Source organism: Galbibacter sp., from assembly GCF_035306585.1.
In the GTDB taxonomy this organism is placed as follows: Bacteria; Bacteroidota; Bacteroidia; order Flavobacteriales; family Flavobacteriaceae; genus Galbibacter.
The window spans coordinates 1-7700 of sequence record NZ_DATGNU010000100.1; the positions used below are offsets into that span (position 1 = coordinate 1).

At 37.6% G+C, this 7700-nt stretch carries 7 protein-coding genes and 1 tRNA gene; 4 read left to right on the plus strand and 4 right to left on the minus strand.

All coding sequences use genetic code 11. The features are described from left to right. Positions 1-79 precede the first annotated feature (79 nt). Together VKY50_RS09785 and VKY50_RS09790 are read left to right on the plus strand one after the other, a co-directional pair. Positions 80-352: an HU family DNA-binding protein gene (locus VKY50_RS09785; RefSeq protein ID WP_008990993.1), complete on the plus strand. Its 273-nt coding sequence runs from the start codon at positions 80-82 to the stop codon at positions 350-352. A 134-nt stretch (positions 353-486) separates the two neighbouring features. Beyond that, the gene (locus tag VKY50_RS09790) at positions 487-1047 is read left to right on the plus strand and encodes a YqgE/AlgH family protein (RefSeq protein ID WP_324301334.1); all 561 of its coding nucleotides are present in this window, start codon (positions 487-489) and stop codon (positions 1045-1047) included. On the opposite strand, the gene VKY50_RS09795 is transcribed toward VKY50_RS09790, so the two are convergent. Both VKY50_RS09795 and VKY50_RS09800 read right to left on the minus strand, forming a co-directional pair. Continuing rightward, positions 1044-1889, minus strand: coding sequence for an aminotransferase class IV (locus tag VKY50_RS09795; protein ID WP_324301336.1), 846 nt, complete (start codon positions 1887-1889; stop codon positions 1044-1046). The two genes, VKY50_RS09790 and VKY50_RS09795, sit on opposite strands and share 4 nt — an antisense overlap. 54 nt (positions 1890-1943) lie before the next feature. After that, the gene (locus tag VKY50_RS09800; protein WP_324301337.1) at positions 1944-2327 is read right to left on the minus strand and encodes an START-like domain-containing protein; all 384 of its coding nucleotides are present in this window, start codon (positions 2325-2327) and stop codon (positions 1944-1946) included. A gap of 138 nt (positions 2328-2465) precedes the next feature. Between VKY50_RS09800 and VKY50_RS09805 the strand changes: the two genes are divergently transcribed. After that, positions 2466-2539: transfer RNA gene (locus VKY50_RS09805), tRNA-Met, on the plus strand. A 289-nt stretch (positions 2540-2828) separates the two neighbouring features. Next, entirely contained in the window at positions 2829-4505 is a 1677-nt protein-coding gene (locus VKY50_RS09810; protein WP_324301339.1) for a SulP family inorganic anion transporter, read from the plus strand. A gap of 100 nt (positions 4506-4605) precedes the next feature. Here VKY50_RS09810 and VKY50_RS09815 read toward each other — a convergent pair whose 3' ends face one another. Together VKY50_RS09815 and gldJ are read right to left on the minus strand one after the other, a co-directional pair. Then, positions 4606-5895, minus strand: a complete 1290-nt coding sequence (locus VKY50_RS09815) for a UDP-N-acetylmuramoyl-tripeptide--D-alanyl-D-alanine ligase (protein WP_324301342.1) — start codon at positions 5893-5895, stop codon at positions 4606-4608. Between the two features lie 67 nt (positions 5896-5962). Further along, positions 5963-7606 (minus strand): gliding motility lipoprotein GldJ, encoded by a 1644-nt coding sequence (gene gldJ, locus VKY50_RS09820; RefSeq protein ID WP_324301344.1) that lies wholly within the window; start codon positions 7604-7606, stop codon positions 5963-5965. Positions 7607-7700: the final 94 nt, after the last annotated feature.

Below are 7700 nucleotides of genomic sequence, written 5' to 3' on the forward strand. Positions count from 1 at the left end.
TGAGAATGAAATCCGTATAATTTTGTGTAGCGAATTAAATAAATGTTTAACCGTATATTCATTTTTAAATCTTTAAATTATGAACAAAACAGAATTAATCGATGCGATGGCTGCTGACGCAGGAATAACCAAAGCTGCAGCGAAAAAAGCACTAGAATCTTTTTTAGGTAGTGTAGAAGGCACATTAAAAAAAGGAGGACGTGTTTCTCTAGTTGGATTTGGATCTTGGTCAGTTTCTAAAAGATCAGCAAGAGAAGGTAGAAACCCTCAAACTGGTAAAACAATTAAAATTGCTGCAAAAAATGTAGTGAAGTTTAAAGCAGGTTCTGAGTTAGCTGACGCTGTAAACTAATCTAACTTATCATTTTATATTCTTTAAAGGTGCTCAATGTGGGTGCCTTTTTTGCTTTATACGATTAAAAAAATCTTACAATTATTTGATGGTTTGTGATTTTTTACTAGATTTAAAAGAAAAATATAGCGCTTATGGTTGCTTTAACTCCAAAGAAAGGCCATTTGCTAATTGCCGAACCCTCCATAATTGGTGATGTAGCTTTTAATCGATCTGTAGTTTTGCTAGCAGAGCATAACAGTGAAGGGTCTATTGGTTTTATATTAAATAAACCACTGGAATTTGATCTCAGTGAACTTATTCCCGAGCTGAACACCTCGCTAAGGGTGTATAATGGCGGTCCTGTAGAGCAGGATAATTTGTACTTTATTCATAAAGTTCCTGAGCTTATTAACAATAGTATTGAGATTTCCAATGGAATATATTGGGGTGGTGATTTTGAAACCATCGTCGAGTTAATAAATAACAAGCGAATTAAGGATTCGGATATCAAATTCTTCTTGGGCTATTCAGGATGGGATACCATGCAACTCGATAAAGAGCTCTCGAGTAGTTCTTGGGTTGTATCGGAAAATAGGTATAAGAGTAACATTATCAAAAAATCCTCTCTATCGTTTTGGAGGGAAAAAATGCTTGAGCTCGGTGGCGATTATTTGATGTGGTCAAATGCTCCTGAGAATCCATTGCTTAATTAAAGCAGTCGCACGTGGGCATTTAATCTTCCAAGTAGCGTTTTAGCCACCTGAGTATCGTATTGTTTTTTACGATACTTGCTCACCGATATGATTCCTGATATCACGTTTGTGATAAACATCTCATCTGCTTTTTGTAATTCAAATGGAGAAATTGGCGCTTCTTCAAGTTCGAATTCGGGTGTCTTTTTGATGATTTCAAGAAGTTGTTTCCTTAACACTCCGTTTAGGCAACCTTCGGTAATAGGTGGGGTTTTAATGGTATTATTTTTAACTAGAAATATGTTGCCATTAGAGGCTTCAATAATGTTCTTATGTTGATTTAGCAGAAGACAATTTTGATAGCCGTTTTCACTTGCATATATTCCAGCTAAAATATGAACTAGCTTATTGCTTGATTTTAAAGTAGATAAAAGACCGGCATGAACATAATGATCTTTGAAAAGCTCCACCTGATAGCCATCTTGAGAGCTAGTGTAAAACGGAGTGTCTAAAGCCGATGCTTCTATAATATATGATACCTTGGTATTGGTTGGGGTGTAGTAGCCACCTGGGTCTCTAAAGACGGTAAGGCGGACTCGAGCGGCTTTTGATTCTAAAGTATTTGCTTTTAAAGTTTCAAGTATTTCTTTTTCAAGCTGCTCCATGGTGAAATGCATTGGAATGGGTAGTCTCATAATACGCATTGAAGCCATGAGTCTTAAGTAGTGCGATTCCCAGAAGAATATTTTTGAGTTTACCACTCGGATCGTATCGAATAACGCGTCTCCATAACGCAAACCGCGATTTGATTCATCCAGAAATGCAGTGCCTTGATCTAATAATTCTCCATTAAAATTTACCATAAAAAAAGCCTTGAAAATTCAAGGCACAAATATACTTGATATGAATTAAGAATCCTAAGCGGAACCCAATACTTGTTTTAGGTCAGATATTTGGTTTTCCCATAGCATTTTAGCTTCTTCTAATTCGTCTTCTTCAGTAAAATCAGTGATCATTAGGGAGACATCTTTGGTTATTTCATCCACTACTATTCTAATTTCAAAAAAAGTGTCGTCTCCACTTTCATCCCATTTAAACTTTACTAGTTCTCCACTTTTTTTTCTAATTAATTTTGCGACCTCTTCTGTGCCGTCCCATATGAAGGTAAAAACTTCTCCTCTTGAGTTAACGTTATCTGCAAACCATTCTGAAAGCCCAGAAGGTGTCGATATGTATTGATAAAGCAATTGCGGGGATGAATGAATAGGGAATTCTAACTCGTATTTAACTTTCTCTTCCATAAATAAATCATAATATTATATAAAGCGACAATATAATTATTTAAGTTCAACTTAACCTATTTTTTAATTAAAATATTTTTACACTTTGATTTGATTGACCGAATTTTGTTTATATATTTGCACCCGCTAAAGCGAAATGGCGAGGTAGCTCAGATGGTTAGAGCGTCGGATTCATAACCCGGAGGTCTCGGGTTCAATTCCCGATCTCGCTACTAGAAATAAAATTTCTGAAGAATTGATAAAGAGGCTTTTAATACTTAAAAAGCCTCTTTTTTTGTGTTCTATTTTAATTGTTAACAAACTTCAATTTAAATGTTAGCGCTATCATAGGACAAGTGCAGTAATTGTTGTTGTAGTAAAGACTTCCAAGGGATGGATTATTTGTATTAACCGATATGTTTTTTTTGACATTTTAGGTTCCTTTTTTGATTGAAGTTTAAAATGATTATTATATTTTTTCTCTTTAAATTTAAAGAGAAAAATAACGGTTTATTTGGGTTTATGAAAAATAGTGAATTTATACCTAAATTTTTCACACTTCTAAAAGAAGGTATTACTAGGCAACAACTCACAAAAGATGTAACAGCCGGAATAATAGTAGGTATCGTAGCATTGCCTTTAGCCATAGCCTTCGCAATCGCTTCAGGTGTTTCACCAGAAAAGGGACTTATAACTGCAGTAATTGCTGGATTGATTATATCGATGCTCGGGGGTAGTCGGGTTCAAATCGGAGGACCCACGGGCGCGTTTATTGTAATTGTATACGGCATAGTTGAGACTCATGGGGTAGGTGGACTTACTATTGCCACATTTATGGCCGGGTTTTTAATTATAGGTCTTGGATTAGCTCGACTCGGCAATTATTTAAAGTTTATACCTTACCCGTTGATTGTAGGTTTTACAAGTGGAATTGCTATTATAATTTTTTCATCTCAAATAAAAGATTTCTTAGGATTAGAGATGGGAGAGGTACCTGCTGATTTTATTGATAAATGGCGGGCCTATTTTCTTAATTTCAAGCACATCAATTGGGGGGCGGTTCTTATTGCCCTTGGAACAGTTTTGATTTCCTTTAACTTCAATAAAGTAACATCTAAAATACCAGGTTCCATAGTAGCTATTTTCATAAGTACCCTTGTGGTTTATTTCTTTGAGCTACCAGTTGAAACTATCGAAACCAAATTTGGTGAAATACCCAGCAACATTGCGCTACCCACCATGCCCAGTATAGACTTTGACACTATACAAGAATTAATTCAACCGGCTATTGCGATCGCCTTGTTGGGTAGTATCGAGTCCTTGCTATCTGCAGTGGTAGCGGATGGTATGATAGGAGGGAGGCATCGTTCCAATATGGAGTTGATCGGTCAAGGGACAGCCAATATATTTTCTGCGCTATTTGGGGGTATTCCAGCAACAGGAGCCATTGCTCGTACCGCTACAAATATTAAAAACGGTGGTAGGACACCCATTTCAGGAATCGTTCACGCAGTTATTTTATTGTTGATTATGTTGCTTTTTGCACCTGTGGCTAAACTAATTCCGCTGTCCTGTTTAGCTGGTGTATTAGTGGTTGTCTCTTGGCATATGGGGGAATGGCATCATTTCCGAATTTTACTTAAGAGTAATCGAATGGATGTGATTGTTTTGCTGACAACCTTCTTTTTAACCGTATTTTTTGATTTAATTATAGCCATTGAAGTTGGGATGATTTTATCTAGTTTTATTTTTATGAAACGCATGAGCGAATCGACTTCCATTAAAGACGCAATGAAATACTTTAGGGCTGAGGAAGGTAATGGTGAGCTACTTTTTGAAGAGGAAATACCTGAAATTCCGCAGGGTGTATTGATTTATGAAATTAATGGACCTTTGTTCTTTGGTGCCTCGCAAAAATTTGAGGAGGTTATCAAAAAAATCAAACATAAACCTGAAATTTTAATATTGCGGGTAAGGCATGTACCCTTTATAGACGCCACAGGGGTGAAACGCTTGAAGGAAATATATACTGGATTAAAGTCCTTAGGGACCACAACCATTATTTCAGGCGCTAATGACGAGATTAAAAAGGAATTACGAAAAATGAATATCTATCAGGATCTTGGGAGTGACAATATATGTGATAATATTGAACAGGCTGTTCTGCAAGCTAAGCGCTTACTAATCCATAAAAATTAACGCAACACTGAAAGCGTTCGCATAAACAAGTTTGCCCTTTGGATTCTCGGATTAGTTGCCTGATGGAAGTATGTTTTGAATTTACCCAAACAGCAGATGATTAGAAAAGCTCCAATACACGCTCTAAGGCCATACCTCTAGAACCCTTTATCAGATATAATTTAGCCTTATTGTCCTTCAAAGCCTTAGGGAAAGCTTCTTTAAACTCATCAAAATTTCTGTACTTTAATTGCATCCCTTGAGTTTGGTAAAAATTTTCACCTATTAGGTAAACATTATCCAATTTATACTCAGCGAGTACCTCCACAATATGTTGGTGTTCTTTAGCAGCGTCAGGGCCAAGTTCAAGCATATCACCAAGGATGACGGCTTTGTTACTTTGATCTACATCCGCGAAATTACTTAAGGCAGCTTGTAGGCTAGAAGGGTTCGCATTATAGGCATCTAAAATGATTTTGACATTACCCTTTTCAACTATTTGCGATCTGTTATTGGAAGGAATGTAATTCGAAATAGCCTCTTTAATTTTATGCGCATCAATTTTAAAATAAGACCCGGCACAAATGGCAGCAGCTATATTGGTGAAATTGTATGCACCTATAAGATTTGTTTGGATTTCAGTAGCATTGAAATGTACGCTGACAAAAGGGTGGCTTTGTACAAGTTCAATATTGATGTCCGATATAGGGTTATCTTTTGCTAACCCGAATCCATATACCTTGGTATAGGCCATTAATTTTTTCTTTTGAATTGGGTCTTCTACGTTGTAAAATATAGTTTTTTCATTTTCGATCAAATATTGGTATAGTTCGCTTTTAGCTTGAATCACTCCCTCCATACTACCGAAGCCTTCTAAGTGAGCCTTTCCAAAATTGGTGATATAACCATAGTCGGGCATGGCTATACCGCATAGAAACGCTATTTCTTTTGCGTGGTTCGCTCCCATTTCCACTATACCGAACTCGGTATGTTGATTCATAGAGAGTAGGGTAAGGGGCACGCCTATATGATTGTTTAAATTGCCAATAGTTGCTACGGTATTAAACCTCCTAGATAAAACGGCATTGAGAAGTTCTTTGGTAGTGGTTTTGCCATTACTTCCAGTAAGTGCTAGAATGGGTATGTTTAGCTGTTGTCTATGATATGTAGCTAGCTCCTGTAATGCTTTTAAGCTATCCTTCACTAATATGGTGCGATCACCAGTGTGGTAGTTGGCATCGTCAACAACCGCGTAACACGCTCCTTTTTCAAGGGCTTGTGCGGCGAATTTATTTCCATTAAAATGCTCTCCTACTAAGGCAAAAAACAAATGGTTTTTTTCTATTTTTCTCGTGTCTGTGACTAGGCCTTTAGAGCCGAGAAAAATCTCGTAAAGTGACGCTATTTCCATAGGGGTAAATGTAAAAAAAAAGCCCCGAATAAATCGAGACTCTTGTATAAATAACAACTATTATTAGTTAATGTCTTGGTGTCTTTTCCTTTTTAGCTTTAGACCCTACTCTTGACATGGCACAACGGAATCCAATATAATCCGTAGCCATATATTGAGGCAGGTATCTACGTTGTGCTGGATCAAGCCAGTAGGCTCTATCTCTCCAGGATCCTCCTTTGTATACGCGAACTTCGTCACTAATCATGGTGGTACGCGTGTTGGAATCGTCGAATTGTTTAATGATGTTTCCTAAAGAATCTCTGGTAATTACGTTTTTAGGGGCATTGTACATTCTTTTGGAGTCTTCCAACTGGTCGTCTTCAGTGAACATATCGTAGTATCTTGAGGAGCTTTTATCTCCATCGCGATAGTTTCTGTTGTCACTTGTGTCGAAGTTTGTTCTTAAAAAGGTATCTTCTCCATCCACAGGAATCATAGCGATTTCTCCAGGAAGATCGCGCGCTACAATTCTTCCGTTGCTCAAGGTGTCATAAACGATTTCATCTTTTCCTACAATTTGCACTTTACCATCTTCTCCAATGGCAGTTTTCATATATACGTTTCCTCTGTAATAGTTAAAATCATTGGCTTGGTCATCGACAATTGGTCTGTAAACATCTGCAACCCATTCAGCAACGTTACCTGCCATATCATATAGCCCCCAATCGTTTGGTGGATAGGATTTTACTTGCGCGGTGATATCCGCTCCATCGTCTGACCATCCAGCAATTCCACCATAATCCCCTTTACCTTGTTTGAAGTTCGCTAATTGGTCACCTCGGTTTTTTCTTTTTCCACTTCTGGTGTATTCCCCTTCCCATGGATATTTTTTCCGCCCTCTATAGTTGTTGTACTCTCTAGAACTAATTAGAGCTGCTGCCGCATATTCCCACTCTGTTTCAGTTGGAAGTCTATAAGATGGCATAATCACACCGCTTGATCGTTTAGCAAACACGTTAGTGGAATCTCTTTTTGCTCTTCCTTGTAGCGAATCAATTTGACCTCCATATACATTCTCAGGACTATTTAGGTAGGTTTCAGTGCTAAAAGTCCCTTGTATTTCACCGTTCACAACAGCGTATTTGCTATTTTTAGCGAGATACCCTTCCCTTTCTAACATTAATTCGTTCACTCGGTCCGTTCTCCATTCGGAGAATTGTACTGCCTGAACCCAATTAACGCCCACCACTGGATATTCCGCATAGGCAGGGTGACGTAAATAGTTGTTGGTCATTACCTCGTTGTAACCCAAACGATTCCTCCATACCAAGGTATCAGGAAGAGCACCTTTGTAGATGTTCGCATATGCTGGATCATCAGGTGGATAAACACTTTTTAGGTAATCGAGGTATTCCATATACATTTTGTTGGTCACCTCTGTTTCATCCATATAAAATGATTGGACATGCTGCCTAGTAGGAGTGTTGTTCCAGTCATGCATAACATCGTCCTGCACTTGACCTCTTACAAAAGTTCCCCCTTCTATAAATACGAGTCCTGGCGCGGTTTCTTGTTCCTTGAAGTTGGTGTTGTATTGAAAGCCACCTTCATTGGAGTTTATCTGCCAACCAGTAGCTCTGGAAGTGTTTTTAGAGGAGTTACTACAGCTAGTAAGTCCCGCCAACGCAACCAAACATAATACGTATGGGTTAAATAGATACTTCTTCATGATTAAGATTTGAGTTGTCTTAAATATGTGTGCAATATAGCAATTAAGTAAATTATTCCAATTTTTTTCATCGAATTTGTAAGTATAATGTTGT